This is a genomic window from Thermaerobacillus caldiproteolyticus (assembly GCF_013761245.1).
GTDB classification, from domain to species: domain Bacteria; phylum Bacillota; class Bacilli; order Bacillales; family Anoxybacillaceae; genus Thermaerobacillus; species Thermaerobacillus caldiproteolyticus.
Genome location: NZ_JACDUT010000015.1, coordinates 55,069 through 69,431 on the forward strand (window position 1 = coordinate 55,069; position 14,363 = coordinate 69,431).

Here is a 14,363-nt window from a genome sequence, read left to right on the forward strand (position 1 = left end):
ACAGATCCCCTTTCTCATTCGTTTTATTTGTCCCTCATTCTAAACAAGAACGGTGAAAAATAAAAAGCGCAAGATGACTTTTCTTACACTTTTTTTCCATAAATAAATTTGTTATTACCCTTCCGCTACATTCAAAGTCCGTTTCTTTCGACTTCTTCTTTGTGCCAGCAACAGCTTTACAGATAAATAAATACCCGATAGCGTTAAGAAAATCATACTAATAGCAGCAATATCAATCGCCCATGTAATATCTATTGTTCCTAACCGTCCTTCATGGAGCCCACGGATGATGCCGGCTAATGAATTACTTCCCTCTTCTCCATGAAATCCTTCTCTCGGTCCGAGTCTTCCTTGCTCTAAACCAATGCCTGATGAACCGTTTTGTTGTGCCATAGTACCTGCTGAAGCTGAACCTTCTTGAGTGGTGCTTGGCGAAGAGTGCCCTTGTTGAGTACTGCTTGCTGGAAGTTGACCTTGCTCCATATTTTGCATAAACGCCGACCTCTCCCTCGACTGCTGTCCGATCAGCCATGGCTCTGTCAACAGTAACCCGGTAACAGCTTGTATCAACAACAAAATAGATGTAATTAATCCAATCCATAAATGCGCTTGTCTCATCTTTTTCATATTCGTTCCTCCTTGTCCGATCTCAGGTAGGATTATAAAGAAAAAAAGTGAAAATATGGTGAAAAATAAAAAAAGCGTAAAAGGCTTATATCACAGGTATTGGCTCAACTCCGTACTTGTCGATCGACTTTTGACATATTCAAACGTTTCTTGGTTATACAATATTCCATATGATTTTCGAAATCATGAACACGTTGTCTTGCCTATAGGCCGAAAAAAACCGATGCTTCATCTCCAGTTTCAATGAGGACAGGCATCGATGTCGTGAACTTCGGCAATTTCTTTTTGTACTTTATCATAGACCTAGAAACGGTAAGTCTGAGGCTCATTTCGAGCGTTTCGCTTCTTTTCTTTAATTCCTCCAATTTGTTTATTGTCAATACAGAGAATAATTTCGTTGACAGATTTCTCTCTATCGATTAATCTTTCCGTTGGTGTACCTTGTTCTAAATGCGGAGCGATTAAAAGATAGGCTTGCATGAGTTAACATTAGATCAAATGCTTGTGGCTATAATCCAGGCGGTGACATTCCCTTTTTCAAGAAGCTATTGCAAAAATAACGTACATCAAATTCTCAGAAGTAAACTAGCGCTTTTAAAAACCTCCTCCTGTCATCACTGTGACAGGAGGAGGTTTCATTGTAATTCTAATTGTCCTTTATGATCGTGAAGGACAAGCTTATTCTAGGCTTTGATTTAGTTTGAAAATACGAATAATGGTTCGATGTTGTACCAATTTGATGTAAGAGCCATAGAGCATCGGTTCCATACGGAACACTTATGGCGGAATTTCCTTTCTTTTAAACTTCTTTTTTCATAATTACTGTTTTTACTGGAAAACCGTTAAGATTTATCACTTCTTCTTCTTTATAAACCGTGTATCCAACTGATTGATACAACTGTATATTTTGCGGAAGGGACATGCGAACTCTGCACCACACTTCTGATTTTCCATGCTTTTGTGCGTAGTTCTCAAGCCATTTTAGCATCGTTTTCGCGATCCCTTTCCCTCTTGCCTGGGGGCAAACAGATAGACGAGAAAAATAAAGCGTATTTTCGTCAGTTTTAAATCTGACAGAACCGAGTGCAAGACCATCAACAAAACAAAGTAAGGCTTTTTCGGAGCCGTTTTTGATTGCCTCTTGTATCGAGTATACCGTTTCATTAAGTGCACTTGAAGGAACATCAATGTTTCTATATTCCTCAAAAGCTGATATCATAACTTGATGAACTAAGTAAGCATCCTCCGGATTTGACAGCCGAATGACAAAATTCATCTAACTTCCTCTCCTAAAACTCTCCTTTAAAGTTTTTCATTCTAATATAAGCCCAATTTGATTTCTCAACATGTGTAAAGATGCAAGCCTTCTGTCTATACTGCGCCTAACAAAAAGACGAGGAGCGGATGAATGTGAGAAAAGCTCTGCAAATTACGAATCACCATGGATGGGCGATAGAACAGCCTTCAAGCTTTCAAACGTACCCAAAGACGTGATGTCCATTTCTGAAGATGAGAGTCATATCAGGATAGTCAAGCTCTTCATGCCACATGGAACTCAAATCAATTCCCACCCTTGCCACCTTTAACGCTATGAATGGAGGACTTTTGTGCATGCAACTATTTTTAGAGTATATTATGTTTCAATATTCTGACAATAATCTTGTCAGGGTTTTTAACAACACAAAAATTCCCCCTGCCCTGACTATGTAATAATATTTCTGGCTTTTTCGCGAAATATAACAAAAATAATAAAAAACAGCATTCAGATTTTATAGCAGAAAGTGTATTTACATGGTTAAAGGTATTAGTTTCTTGTCACACTATCTGGTAGGTTGATTGAATAGGAAAGAACTTTTATAAAAACTATTTGACCATGACATTACGTCACCCTTTATCCTTTAGATAGAAAGGAGGGAACAGCTTGGATCGAAATTTTTACCGTATTACCGAGTTTGCTCGAAAGGCTTCTGTTTCAGTGAGAACGCTGCGCTATTACGATAAATTAGGGTTGTTAGTCCCTAAGTATAATCAATCAGGTTATCGACTTTATACAGATGAAGCTCTGATTCAACTTCAATATATTCTATCTCTAAAGTTTCTGGGGTTTTCTCTAAAAGAAATTAAAGATTTTCTTAAAGCTGATGCTAAACATTTGCAAAAAAGATTAACACAGCAGAAAGCAATGATGAAAGGGAAGATTACTCAAATCGAAAAAATAATTGAAGCAATTGAAAACGTAGAAAATGCTTTAATGTCAAATAAAATGGATTACGACTCCATTATAAATACGATCCAAGTGATACAAATGAAACCTGAATGGGTCAACCAATATCTCACTACTGAAGAACGAAAGACCATGAGAAAATTGGTAAAACAATCATATTCGAAAGAAGCGTTACAAAAATTAGCTGCTAAAGGTTGGACAGAAGAGGACCACAAACAACATATAAATCAATATCAATTATTTAGAGAATCATTGACAAAACTTGTTAAAGAAGGGGCCAGTCCTGATAGTCCAGAAGCGCAGGAACTTGCAAAATTTTTAATGGAGATGATTCATCGTCGCTCACAAGACGACCCAGATATTAAGGAAGGGATGAAAAAGACTTGGGAAAATTTTAACTCCTTACCAGATCGAGAGAAACCTAAGATTTATACAATTCCAGCTAATGAAAGAGAGTTTATAAAGGAGGCTTGCATCATATATCACAAGAATAAAATTGGATAAACAAATCTTGAATAACGAAATTATCAAGACTTTTTATTCAACTGACGAAAAGCCACAGTCCAAGAAAAATTAAATGGTGGAATTTTGTCCAATATAAATCCTGTTCCATCATTTCATCCGAATATCCAAATAAAAAACGGATATTTCAGCAGCATTCCTAAACACCCCCTCACTTTTTTAATAGGAAGTTGATGCTTTAGGAATTTATAGTAACACTTTTGATGGATGATGGTATTGATAACTTTACAACGACCTCTGAACAAGCGAGGCAACACAGCCGATTAACAATTTCGAGCATGGAGTCACCCCCTCGTTATTTTTTTATATACCTAAGAACTTTGAATTTCTTCCAACACATATTAAAAAACCCCTCTCGAATGAGAAGGGGTTCTCTTACATTATTCTGCATCATACGGGCGATATTTTTCCATGATTCTCTTAACTCCGCTTGCAGTTGTTCAACGTCTTTTATTTATTTTAGCTTAATTTTTGTACATTCCAGCGTTGGCTTGTTCAAATTGCAATCTATATGACAAAGATGAAGAGTTTTTATTGAATAAAGTTCCGAAAACAGGGGGAGCAATAATCGTGATAAAAAGTGCGATCATAAAAATAGCAAGTGAAAAAGGATTTATCTGCTTTCCAACTTCATCTTTGTATTTTTTCTCAAAATTTTTTATTTGAGCACTCTTTGTAACTGAATCGATAAGCTTCTGATCATCTAAGTCATAATAGTATATCTGTTTTACATCAAAATAGAAAATGCTGTCTCTAACTTTTTTTCCTTCTGCCAATACTACCTTAATGTTTTTTGTTTGTTTTGTATCTCCTTCAGTGATTTCGGCAGAAGTGGTTATACTATCGAGTATTTCAGCGGAATTATCTTTATAATAGGTAAGATTTTTTTTGAATTCTTTATTAACTGCTTCTGTAATATCTTGATTCCCCTTTGCCAATGCTGTGAAAGGAGCAGCCCAAAGTAGAGATAAAATTAAAAAGAAAATGATTTTTTTATTTTATCACCTCTTTTGAATATTTTTATAAATTATGTCATATTTTCCATCTTGATGAACTCCTTATATATTTTTTGTTGAGGTTCTAATTTCATCCCCTTTTCCGCATGTTTTTTCTATTTTGTCAATATGCTAAAGCAGAACGGTTGCCCTTCCTTTTTTGCCCATTCTTAAACCCTCAATTTTTAGGTGAAGTGATTCTTAAATAGTAACCATCTGGTCGGTTAAACGAAAATCTGTCATTCTCACTCTTGTTGTTTTAGTTCTGATTCCACTTCAATTTGCATTTCACATGTACGTTAATAATAACTTTGAACATCTGGAACTACTAATATTATTTCAACTCCCCTTCCTTTGCGAGATGTTTTAATTTCACTAAAATAGTAGTTACTCAAAATCACATCTTCCTGGGTTAAAAGTAAGTTAAGATTTTCCGCTTTAAACATAGCACTGTTTTCATTTTGAGAAGATAATGACGTTCTTGTAAAAATCAACAGACCTTTGCAAATCTTTCACAAACAATTCTAAGCGTATATTCACCGTCATTTCCACAACCTCCAAACAAACATTATTGTCACTATAACGCAACCGATCGACCATTTCGCATAAGGAATCCATCACCTTCTCACTATTTCTGTCCCACATGAATAAAAAAAGTCCTGTCCAAATGGCTAACGGGTTCTGTTTTGGGGTGCAAAACAGGCATTTGACACACAAAATGACGTGCGGATTGGCAATTGATTCGGTGCGCCATTTGTTTAGGCTTTTCAATTAAAGTCATTCACTTTAGCAGGAGGAAGTTTGAACGATCTCGAAGATGAAAGATAAAAAGAATTTATGAAGAGTGTCAATTGCATGCCAATTCAAGTGTCATTTCTAATGCCAATTTCTATGAGACGAGATACTCCATCCATCACAGGATTCCTGTGGTGCTTATATGAAAAGAAGGGATGAAGAAAGGTGAATTTGGTGGGACACAAAATCTATTTGCGATTTTTAAAGGATACAGATGTGGGTCCGTTGGCAGAGATGCACCGTAGAAACCGGGAATTTTGGCAACGGTATACGCCAGATAGGACCGAGGAGTTCTATACAGAGGAATATCAGTTAAATCGAATCCAAACCAGCTTGGCGAAGATGAAAAGAGACGAGCAATACACGTTCGGCATTTTCCTCATCGGTACTGATGAACTGATTGGCATCATTGAGTTGACTGAAGTGGTCCGTGGTCCTTTACAGACATGTTGGCTAGGCTATTATGTAGATCGCTCGCACAACGGACATGGCTATACTACTGAAGCTGTGCGTCTGGTCGTTGACTATGCCTTTGAGGTTCTCAAGTTACACAGAATTGAAGCAGGGGTCATGCCACATAACATCGGGTCGATTCGAGTTTTGGAGAAGGCAGGATTCCATAAGGAGGGGCTTTCCAAGAAGAACGTGAAGATTAACGGAAGGTGGGAAGATCATTTACACTTCGCTATCGTGAATCCAAATGATTCAGAATGACCAGAACGCCCCAATTTTCCTATTCTTTGTTACAAAAAATGGCTGACCCCAAATGAAGTGACCCCTGTCAAGTAGACAGGGGTCACTTCAAACGCAGGGTTCCAGCTTGCCGACAAAATTGACAAGCTGGAAAGAAACTATGATGAGGTTGATTAAATCATCCATTGATCATTTATTCATTTGGCGAATCGAGGACAGAGAATTCAAATGATGAATCAAAGACTTTTAGTTTTCTTTTTAGAAAACGCGCCGTCTTCCGAATCTTAAAAGAAACAGAGAAGCGATTAAGAAAAATGGGATAAATCTTCTTCCAAAGCCGGTACGAAGAAACATTCCTCCTGGTGGTGGGTCTCCGTCTATCACTCCTCTATGAACCCTTCCATAGCGATCTATCACCTCAACAGGCTCTCCCTGATATCTTCGGACTAAATGTTCCACTTTATCCCTCCTTTCTGACATAGAAGACTTTGGACAGGAGGTACATGAACGAGTCTTATCCATTTTTGTGAATAAAGGTACCTTATAGGAGCCGCAGAATACAGTGATTTTACGTTAGTCGGTATACTAGATGATAGACTTACTGCTCATAAATGTTTGTCCAAGTAAATGTTTCGAAAAAGGACAGATCATTAAAAATCTGTCCTTTTTCTTTTCAATAAGCAAAACCAACTATTTCTGTTAAATCTAAGAGAGTATTTTAATGTCACCTTGCGGAGAATTAATAACCGCCTAGACCTGAACAAGAACATCCTACAATGATAAGTAAGACGAATAAGACAACAACTAAGGCAAAAGCGCCGCGAATTCCATCACTCATATATAACACCTCCCATCGAGTATAGGGGGAATGGCTAATTGCTATCCCTACTTTTAAAGTATGTTCTTAAGACAGAGGTGGATTGGATCAACTCATCAACTGATAAGAAAATTCCACGTTTATCTAATAGAATACTATTTAATTATGTTTCTAATAATCCATTTATGTATAGTGGGATATTACCACTAAAAGAGCTCAGATCTAGTTCTGATCTAATCCCAGCTTGCCGCTGCCAAACGTTATAGTTCAGTTTGATTTTGTGTCCGACACAAATTAGATTGGGATTTTTGATATTGTTGAACTTTTGTAACGCTGTAGTGGGGATTTGATTGTATGCCTTAGTTGTGTCTACTTGCTTTAATATCTCTTGAACATGCTTTTAAAGTCTTCGAACGCTTTAGAATCTTTTAACCCAAGGTGCCGGGCAATGTTTATGCGCAATGCAGTAGTGTCTAACAATCTCTTTAATCAGTCCCAGCTTAAACTCTTGCAAAATTCCACAAACACATCCTCTGTCCGAGCAATTGCATCTGGATGGAAAGTGCCATCCTTTTCAATACATATTTCCACTCCAAGAGAAAAAAATTGACGTTCGTCACCAACTCTAGAACACCGCGATAGTGCACCATTGACTCGGTAAGCCACTTCATCAAGAGGAATAATGTTAACGGAAATGTGAGTAAAAGCGCAACCGTTAGCTTCTATAATCGTCTTATCGCGGTCCAATGCAGAATTAGCTCTTTTAATGTTAAACCTGAGCGAGAATACTCTTTTTATGAATGAATTTTTCTGTCCATACTGCCCTTACTTATTCTTTCCTTTTCTAAATAATAGGCCCTGTTAATTTTCAGTGTTGATTGGTTGAATAAGGAGATGTCATGTTTCAGCCATTTTCCTCATCTGTTAATAAAAAAGCGTATCGAACCTCTTTAGGGTCCAAACGCTCTTTTTATGATGATTGATATGATGATTAATCGATAAATGAATGTTCTCGTAATAAAAGGCTCTCTACATAGGAGGAGGACATGGTGGTATACAAACTTCCGGTTCTAATAACTTAGGTCTATAGACTTTCGCAACTCTAAAGATCCTTTCTATTTGTCCTAGTGTAAATGTATCTTTACAATCGGTATAATTCATGTAGTTATTAATAGGAGCTCTTTTTTCTTCGGGACAAGCATTGTGTATTCCTTCTGGAGGACATCCCCTAATTTCATCACTATGAGCTTCTGTATCGTCAACATAATCACCAGGAGGATTACATCCATTTTCAAATGTATGAACAAGACCAAACCAATGACCTACTTCATGAATGATCCAATGATATGATTCTTCATTTTCAATATTTCTATAATCGACTACCACGCCATCCATTACTGGATCATCCTCTAATCCCCATGGAAAAGAAGACCAGTTTCTATATTTAGCACCATCAAAGGTATCTGCAGAGTAAATATGCAAATAAACATTAGGGTCTCGTTGTGTCTTTGCTTTAATATATCTTTCCTCTTCACTGTCCTTCAATAATCTAAAATAATCCGGACAATATAGTCCTTGGTCGTTCAAATCAATATGATTAAATACAAAACGAGAAGAGAAGGCTTTGGCCAAAGCATTTACTACTCTTCTTCTTTTGTCAGAAGATATGATTCCATTCATCCCATCGTGCACAAAAACGAAACGAACATACAATCTAATTGGACTATTCATAGAAAAATTTGTATATAACTGAAAGTGTTGTGATATACGCTCTTCAACAATCTTCATTTTTTCCTCATTAATTGCAGTTAAACATTCAAACATGGATAATGGTCCCTCCGTATTTTATAGAACTTTTATTATGCGTAACGATGAAATATTTATAAGATCTTTGATTTCTATTTGTTAAAAAATTAGTGCCAATTATACATAAGTATGCATGAACTGAATCAATATAAAGCCAATGAGACTGAAATGAAATTGATTGTGGAAAATCAGTATGAGGATACAGACTTTGTTTTTGCACGCGAAACAGGAAAATCGATTTTTCCGTGTATCTAACCGGGCAAACAAAGCAGCCGGAGTTAAGAAAGTACGTTTTCATGATTTAAGAAATACTCATGCTACCTTGCTTCTCGAGGTAGGCGCTGACTTAAAAAAATGCACATGTCTTCATCAAAACAACTGGTGACGTGTACGCCCACGCAACGAAAGAAATCGAAGAAAAACCGTACATACATTCGATAATTTTATACAAAAAAGGCTAGGTAGCACAAATGTGGTCAAATACTACCTAACCTCTTTAAAAATCCTTTTATTTCAATGTTAATTGAGCCACACATTCCACATGTGTTGAGTTAATAGTACGTATAGAATTGACATTAATTCAAATAAAAATGAAGGGAAAAAGCACCCTTTGGTATCATCCCCTACGGGTAGACAGAAAAAAGAGGGCATTTGATATGATGTTCTTAGGAGTTTTCCTGAGAGGGGTTATGTACACCCTGCATCACTTTTCTAGTATTAACTGTTCTTAATTACATTTTAGTTTAGATTTCCTGATGATCTGGTTAATGACTTCAGAAAATACAAGTCCCATGACGATCGAACCGGAAATCATCGTTGCTTTTGCAACTAGATTGATAGCAGAATTATAATCATTTTGAACAAAATTTCTCATCGCATCATATGCCAATCCACCTGGTACAAGTGGAATAATTCCCGCTACACTGAAAATAATGATAGGGGTCTTGTACATTTTCGCGAAAACTTGACTAATTACCGAAATGAAGCATGAAGCGGCTAAAGTTGCTGCTACTGGCTCGAAACCATTAGTTTCCATTATGAAATAAATAATCCATCCGCTCATACCGACCAGACCGCATTTTACTAGAGTTTGTTTCGGGGCATTAAAGATAATACCAAAGCCCGCAGAAGCAATAAAACTGGTAACCAGTTGTTCGATAATAACCATATTGCTTCCTCCCCATTCCTACATAAATGATAAAACCCCTGCTATTCCTGACCCAATTGCCAAAGCAGTTAAAAACGCTTCGGCTCCTTTTGACAAGCCGGAAACTAAGTGACCTACCATTAAATCTCTGACAGCATTCGTAATCAAAAGCCCTGGTACAAGAGGCATAACCGAACCGATAATAATTTTATCGAGCTGATAACCAAATCCTATTTTTACAAACAGAACAGACAGAAAGCCGATGATAAATGCTGCGAGAAATTCAGCCAGAAATTTTATCGGCACAAGCCGATGAAAATAGGTGACGCATACTAAGCCGACACCGCCGGCAATCATTGCCGGGATAAAGTCCCGCCATTCTCCTTTAAACATAATTAAAAAACAGCCACTTGCAATCGAAGCAGCGGTTATTTGCAGCCAAAAAGGATATTGAAGGCTGGCTGATTCAATCTCCTTCAAAGATTGATATGCCTCATCGAGTGATAAATCCCCGCTGCTAATTTTTCTCGATATGCTATTGACCTCTGCTATTTTTTCAAGGTCAGTCGTTCTTTCTGTAACCCGAATGAGTTTTGTTTTTGTCAGTTCTCCTTCAATTGAAAAAATAATCCCCGTCGGTGTTACGTAACTGTGGGATTCTCGAATGCCAAAAGAGGCAGCAATCCTCATCATTGTATCTTCAACCCGGTACGTTTCAGCCCCGCTCTCAAGCATAATTTTTCCAGCCATCAGACATAGCTCCATTACTTTATCTGTATAACTCGTTTGATTTTCCATTCTAATCGCTCCAACTACGTAAACCTTCATGCATACAGTTTAATGAAATTTGCCAGTGTTAGCAATTTAAATATGATGTTTCATAGTTTTTAAAACATTTTCACAACGAAAAAAATCGGCCTCATGGACCGATTTTTTTCGTTACATCTCGTTATATTTGAAGAACTCCTTTTGCGGAAATGGTAATCCACTCGTATTGGCGGAGTTTTACTTCAAACAATGTTAGCGGATCGCGGTACGTTTCCGGATTTGATCTCATTTTCTCCAGTTCTTCTTCTTTGTCATTGATTTCCTTTTTCGTTTCTTCTACCATTTGATTCAATACGTCAAACGGGTTTCGGAAAAAGATCGAAATATCTCGTTCCAGTGATTTCGCAAACAATTCGAATTGCAGAAGCAACTTGTTCGTAATTGATTCGGTAACGTCTAAATAATCCTCATTTTCGACAAACTGCTTGTATTTGTTATATAATATCGCATTGTTTTGCTGGAAGGCTCCCAGCAGCCTGCCGGCACTCTTCAATAAAATTTGATACGGTGTGCGGCGGAGGAAAATATTCACCTTCTCAATTTGCACGCCGCTCGTCATCCGGTCTGCATCCCGGCACCAGTCATCAAGCACTTTAAAGTCGCACTTCAGCTTAATCCGCTCTTCCCCATACATCGCATTAAACCCATCGCTCATTTCATCCAGGAAAGATTGACAGTGATCAAGTTCATCATTTGCCGTTACGATCCATTCCTGAAGAGAACGATAAAGCTCAGGCAAGATCTTATCATTTATATAAGCATGTACTCTCCTGTTCATCTCATCATTTAGTTCAAGGTGAATTTTACGAAAATCACTGTCTTCTTGAATCATATCAGAACTTTCTCGTAAAATTTTCGGAATATTTTCCGATAGATCCGATCTGATGTCCTCCAAGACTTTATGGAACGTTCTCGTGATAATTCGCACTTTTTCTTTTTTCAAATCAGTTAATTGATGGATTGCACCACTTAGCTTTGTGACCATTTCTTCATTCCATTTAATCGAATCAGCCAGGCTGTTTTCCATTTCTGACCGTTTATCCAATAAATGCTCAATTAAATTACGAATAAAGATTAATATTTTCTCAATTCGATCATCTTCAGCAATTGGTCGGTTCAAGTTTTTCAAAAACTCTGCTAGATCATTTTGTTGTTTTCTGCTTCTTAATCGGGATGAATAGGCAAGCACCTTAGCCTGCGGCAAATATGCCCGAACTCTCGAACGAGTATCTTCAACAATGCTGGCAGCTTCTTGTTCATCATAAATTTCATCCATTTTATTGAGCAGAAAATGAATTGGAAGATTAGGCGCGTATTCGCGAATCTGCATTAAAATCTCTTGTTCTTTTTCGGTAAAAGGATCGTTCGCATCAAGAACAAATAATAAACTGTCGGCAAAATGCAGATATTTCCACGCTTCACCTTCCATGCCATTACAGTCGCTAAATCCCGGCGTATCCATAAGAACCATCCTGTTTTCCTGCAAAATTGGCGCTGGAAGAGAGAACTCAATAATCGCATTGTCAACAGCCTTATTCAGCCGTCTATCTACTGCCTCCTGGAATTCATCGAGACTTGAAAATGTGGTTAATTCTTCATCGGATATCTTTCTAATCTCCGTCTCATCATCCCCCTTAAATACAATAACGGAAGATGTCGGAGCAGCTTGGATATTTTCTCCAAGGATCGAATTGATAAAAGCAGATTTTCCATTTCCGGAAGTTCCAGCTACAAATACATGATGGGTTTCAAAATCAACCAGTTCTCGGATGAGCCATCTGAAGCGGTGCCCTGGATCAACATGCTGCGCTTCTGCCCATTTTACAATGGAATCGAATAGTGTCAAGCTGTATTCCAAACCGTCTATCTCATTGCGGGAATGGAAAATAAGATTTTCAGCATCATTGACAACCTCTGGGCTAATAATGGATGGAAATTTCTCGCTCCATGCCAATACCGCTGCTGAAGCGAATAAAGCATCAGCACGATCGGCTATTTTGATCCAGTTCGTTAAGAGATTCGGAATAATCTCTGCCAATTCTTTCATTAAATACGTTCCATCGATCAATTCAAAATAAGTTTCCTGATAAAGTGAAGACAGTTCTTTCCACGATTGTTCCCGGTTTGCGTCCAGATTTAAGAAAAGTTGATTAAATTCCCGCAGCCATGAAAAATATGAGCTCTCGTTTCTATAGCCATTCCATAGCGCATGGACCATCTGTTCAAATCTTGTCTGATCCACTCCGTATAACACGACTAAGCATTTTGAAAAATAATTCGGTTCAAAGGTGTTTGTTAGTCCTTGGTCTGCATAGGTTTTCAAAATATCAAACCAGTGATGAGACTCTGTCCGGATCGCTTCATTTACGGCCAGTTCAATGGCGCTCTTCCAATCCTTATGTTTTTCGAAAAAGGCACGAGCAATGTCAGTCACATTCGGATAGTCCGGATTAAGGGATACTGCTTTTTTAATCACTTGATCAGCTTTTTCAAGCCTGCCTTGGTCTATGTAAAGCGAAAATAATTGCAGGGCAACTTCTGATTGTAAAACACTGCTTTCCGTATCAATGGATTTATAAATCTCTTCAGCTGTTGATAATTGCCCGATTTCATAATAACAATCCGCTATATTTTTCTTCGCCCACGGTTCTAAATCATTATGAGTGTTTTCCCATTTGAAAATCGCTGCTTCATAATCTTTGTTATGAAAATATACTTCCCCTTGGGCAAAACGGATTGCCGAAATGTCAGCCGTCCCATCTTTATGCCCGGCAAGAAAAGCTTCTCCGAGCACGCGGATAGGATTTTTTTCATCTGCTTCCATAAATGTTTCATAAAATGTTTTTTTGATCAGTTGATTCTCTAACGTCATGTTTATCACCCGACCTATATATTTATCAATATATTTTACTTACCGTATAATATAGTTATTAAAACTTCCCTGTTTCTAACCTTAATATTTTAACAGACTTACTTTTACACAAAGTTTCAAATTGCTTTCATTTATAATACAGTTTTTTATCATCGTGTAAAATTTCAGCTAAATTATGTTATTAATTGGATTGAAATGTAAAAAAGCCGAACAGTCCTCCTGAGACCGTGCAGTTTCAATTCGTACTGGATGCATTTTTCGATTTACCTCATTTGGCTTCGTTTTCATGCAATCATTGCAAATTAACTACGATTCTTCATATACTTCATTTTTACTAATTACTCTGGTGCCGACCTTCTTTCAAGCTTAACCTTAATTTTCCGGCCGTAGAGGATCCGCGGTATTTTCGAATGTATTAAACCGCGAATTCTGTGCTGAGATTTCGTCCCAAAAGCTCGCAGCGGATATTTACTTATGTGCGTGTGGGAGATATGTCCGCTTATTATCTTCGCACAAACCCAAATGCTCATTTCTGTAAACTATGAGACAAGAATGTAGTACAAACAAAATCGAAAGGAATGTATATGGGGATACAGTAGACATGGGAACATAGTCACCATGCTATCAAAGAAAGCAGCCTTACATCACTTATCCTTTCCGACCTAAAAAATACACAAATGAAATAATAAAAGAATTAGAAAACAAACGGTGAAAAACTGAGAAAGCTACAAACAAAAAACTGGCATTGAAAGGGAAATGAAGCAGTTAGTTGAAATTTCTAAACTTATTAGCAACTGAGGTCTTACTTAAAGCTGATTATCAATCATGCAATTGAAGAAACCAATAACGCATTAAAAAACTGTCTGTTCAAAAGACTGAACTGCAACACTCATTAAAACATAAAAATATCCATGAGGAATTTGCTAAACTATATAAATTCAATTTGAAATTCCGACATGTTTAACCAATGCCTATTCTTGTCTATACTGCTCCTAAACAGATGAATCAAAGGAGCGGATGAATGATGAAGAAAAAAG

General features: G+C 37.3%; 13 protein-coding genes and 1 pseudogene. 4 read left to right on the forward strand and 10 right to left on the reverse strand.

Going from position 1 to position 14,363, the window contains the following annotated elements:
* Positions 1 to 114: 114 nt before the first annotated feature.
* Positions 115 to 627 (reverse strand): PepSY-associated TM helix domain-containing protein, encoded by a 513-nt coding sequence (locus tag HNR31_RS16795; RefSeq protein ID WP_181557339.1) that lies wholly within the window; start codon positions 625 to 627, stop codon positions 115 to 117.
* 799 nt (positions 628 to 1,426) lie between these two features.
* The gene (locus HNR31_RS16800; protein WP_181557340.1) at positions 1,427 to 1,903 is read right to left on the reverse strand and encodes a GNAT family N-acetyltransferase; all 477 of its coding nucleotides are present in this window, start codon (positions 1,901 to 1,903) and stop codon (positions 1,427 to 1,429) included.
* A gap of 645 nt (positions 1,904 to 2,548) precedes the next feature.
* Between HNR31_RS16800 and HNR31_RS16805 the strand changes: the two genes are divergently transcribed.
* Positions 2,549 to 3,355 (forward strand): MerR family transcriptional regulator, encoded by an 807-nt coding sequence (locus HNR31_RS16805; RefSeq protein ID WP_181557341.1) that lies wholly within the window; start codon positions 2,549 to 2,551, stop codon positions 3,353 to 3,355.
* Positions 3,356 to 3,837: 482 nt separating this feature from the next.
* Here HNR31_RS16805 and HNR31_RS16810 read toward each other — a convergent pair whose 3' ends face one another.
* Positions 3,838 to 4,311: a hypothetical protein gene (locus HNR31_RS16810; RefSeq protein ID WP_181557342.1), complete on the reverse strand. Its 474-nt coding sequence runs from the start codon at positions 4,309 to 4,311 to the stop codon at positions 3,838 to 3,840.
* Between the two features lie 1,017 nt (positions 4,312 to 5,328).
* On the opposite strand from HNR31_RS16810, the gene HNR31_RS16815 reads away from it, so the two are divergent.
* Positions 5,329 to 5,877, forward strand: coding sequence for a GNAT family N-acetyltransferase (locus HNR31_RS16815; RefSeq protein ID WP_181557343.1), 549 nt, complete (start codon positions 5,329 to 5,331; stop codon positions 5,875 to 5,877).
* Between the two features lie 237 nt (positions 5,878 to 6,114).
* Here HNR31_RS16815 and HNR31_RS16820 read toward each other — a convergent pair whose 3' ends face one another.
* The 4 genes from HNR31_RS16820 to HNR31_RS16835 form a co-directional block, all read right to left on the reverse strand.
* The gene (locus HNR31_RS16820) at positions 6,115 to 6,315 is read right to left on the reverse strand and encodes a hypothetical protein (RefSeq protein WP_181557344.1); all 201 of its coding nucleotides are present in this window, start codon (positions 6,313 to 6,315) and stop codon (positions 6,115 to 6,117) included.
* 280 nt (positions 6,316 to 6,595) lie between these two features.
* Positions 6,596 to 6,694 carry a YjcZ family sporulation protein gene (locus HNR31_RS16825; protein WP_181557345.1) on the reverse strand — a complete coding sequence of 33 codons (99 nt, stop codon included), beginning with the start codon at positions 6,692 to 6,694 and terminating at the stop codon, positions 6,596 to 6,598.
* A gap of 468 nt (positions 6,695 to 7,162) precedes the next feature.
* Complete coding sequence (locus HNR31_RS16830; RefSeq protein ID WP_181557346.1) at positions 7,163 to 7,420, reverse strand: hypothetical protein; 258 nt, start codon at positions 7,418 to 7,420, stop codon at positions 7,163 to 7,165.
* A 282-nt stretch (positions 7,421 to 7,702) separates the two neighbouring features.
* The gene (locus HNR31_RS16835) at positions 7,703 to 8,497 is read right to left on the reverse strand and encodes a M43 family zinc metalloprotease (RefSeq protein ID WP_181557347.1); all 795 of its coding nucleotides are present in this window, start codon (positions 8,495 to 8,497) and stop codon (positions 7,703 to 7,705) included.
* A gap of 175 nt (positions 8,498 to 8,672) precedes the next feature.
* Here HNR31_RS16835 and HNR31_RS19410 point away from each other — a divergent pair, with 175 nt between their 5' ends.
* Complete coding sequence (locus HNR31_RS19410) at positions 8,673 to 8,864, forward strand: tyrosine-type recombinase/integrase (RefSeq protein WP_181557348.1); 192 nt, start codon at positions 8,673 to 8,675, stop codon at positions 8,862 to 8,864.
* A gap of 342 nt (positions 8,865 to 9,206) precedes the next feature.
* On the opposite strand, the gene HNR31_RS16845 is transcribed toward HNR31_RS19410, so the two are convergent.
* From HNR31_RS16845 to HNR31_RS16855, 3 genes are all read right to left on the reverse strand, one after another.
* Positions 9,207 to 9,647: a threonine/serine exporter family protein gene (locus HNR31_RS16845; RefSeq protein WP_181557349.1), complete on the reverse strand. Its 441-nt coding sequence runs from the start codon at positions 9,645 to 9,647 to the stop codon at positions 9,207 to 9,209.
* 18 nt (positions 9,648 to 9,665) lie between these two features.
* Positions 9,666 to 10,424 (reverse strand): threonine/serine exporter family protein, encoded by a 759-nt coding sequence (locus tag HNR31_RS16850; RefSeq protein WP_181557350.1) that lies wholly within the window; start codon positions 10,422 to 10,424, stop codon positions 9,666 to 9,668.
* 151 nt (positions 10,425 to 10,575) lie between these two features.
* Positions 10,576 to 13,326: a dynamin family protein gene (locus tag HNR31_RS16855; RefSeq protein WP_181557351.1), complete on the reverse strand. Its 2,751-nt coding sequence runs from the start codon at positions 13,324 to 13,326 to the stop codon at positions 10,576 to 10,578.
* A 376-nt stretch (positions 13,327 to 13,702) separates the two neighbouring features.
* Here HNR31_RS16855 and HNR31_RS16860 point away from each other — a divergent pair.
* Positions 13,703 to 13,829: pseudogene (locus HNR31_RS16860) on the forward strand (IS3-like element ISBth8 family transposase); the annotation flags it as partial.
* Positions 13,830 to 14,363 lie beyond the last annotated feature (534 nt).

Coding starts and splice junctions, on each gene's coding strand:
- HNR31_RS16795 (WP_181557339.1), bottom strand. CDS start 627: ATGAAAAAGATGAGACAAGCGCATTTATGGATTGGATTAATTACATCT.
- HNR31_RS16800 (WP_181557340.1), bottom strand. CDS start 1,903: ATGAATTTTGTCATTCGGCTGTCAAATCCGGAGGATGCTTACTTAGTT.
- HNR31_RS16825 (WP_181557345.1), bottom strand. CDS start 6,694: ATGAGTGATGGAATTCGCGGCGCTTTTGCCTTAGTTGTTGTCTTATTC.
- HNR31_RS16835 (WP_181557347.1), bottom strand. CDS start 8,497: ATGTTTGAATGTTTAACTGCAATTAATGAGGAAAAAATGAAGATTGTT.
- HNR31_RS19410 (WP_181557348.1), top strand. CDS start 8,673: ATGAGGATACAGACTTTGTTTTTGCACGCGAAACAGGAAAATCGATTT.
- HNR31_RS16845 (WP_181557349.1), bottom strand. CDS start 9,647: ATGGTTATTATCGAACAACTGGTTACCAGTTTTATTGCTTCTGCGGGC.
- HNR31_RS16850 (WP_181557350.1), bottom strand. CDS start 10,424: ATGGAAAATCAAACGAGTTATACAGATAAAGTAATGGAGCTATGTCTG.
- HNR31_RS16855 (WP_181557351.1), bottom strand. CDS start 13,326: ATGACGTTAGAGAATCAACTGATCAAAAAAACATTTTATGAAACATTT.